Below are 441 nucleotides of genomic sequence, written 5' to 3' on the forward strand. Positions count from 1 at the left end.
CTCTTCTACCGCGTGCTGGCCGAACCGGGGCAAGGCTTTAGCGGCGCCGCGAGCTACCTCACAGGCGTCGGGCTGCTGCAAGTACTGGCGCCCACACCGGCGCCCGATCAACTACTCGAAGGCACGGCCGTACTGCACACCCCCGAAATCGACGAAGCCCGGGGACGCATCGTCGTCACTGCCGACATCTTTGTACGCACCAGCGACGGCACGTTGTTTCTATACCTGCGCGGCCTCGAAGGCGTCGTGCTCGACACCGGCCGCGAGACGCGCCGGCGCGAAACCCTGCGCCAATGGTTTTACACCGTGCAGTGGGAAAAATTACAGGCGCCCACGCCCCCTGCCACCGCGCTGCAAGGCACGTGGCTGGTACTCGGCGATCCCTGCGGGCTGAGCGACCTGGTGGTCGAGAAGATGGAGCATGCGGGCCTGCACTGTATC

The 441-nt window shown here is 65.5% G+C and carries 1 protein-coding gene; it reads left to right on the forward strand.

Annotation, left to right across the window (positions count from 1 at the left end; all coding sequences use genetic code 11):
* Positions 1 to 441, forward strand: a 441-nt coding sequence (locus tag KK062_RS30030) for a KR prefix domain-containing protein (RefSeq protein WP_254088080.1), incomplete at both ends; no start/stop codon positions are given.

The sequence above is a fragment of the Dawidia cretensis genome, assembly GCF_018598175.1.
GTDB lineage: Bacteria > Bacteroidota > Bacteroidia > Cytophagales > Cyclobacteriaceae > Ohtaekwangia > Ohtaekwangia cretensis.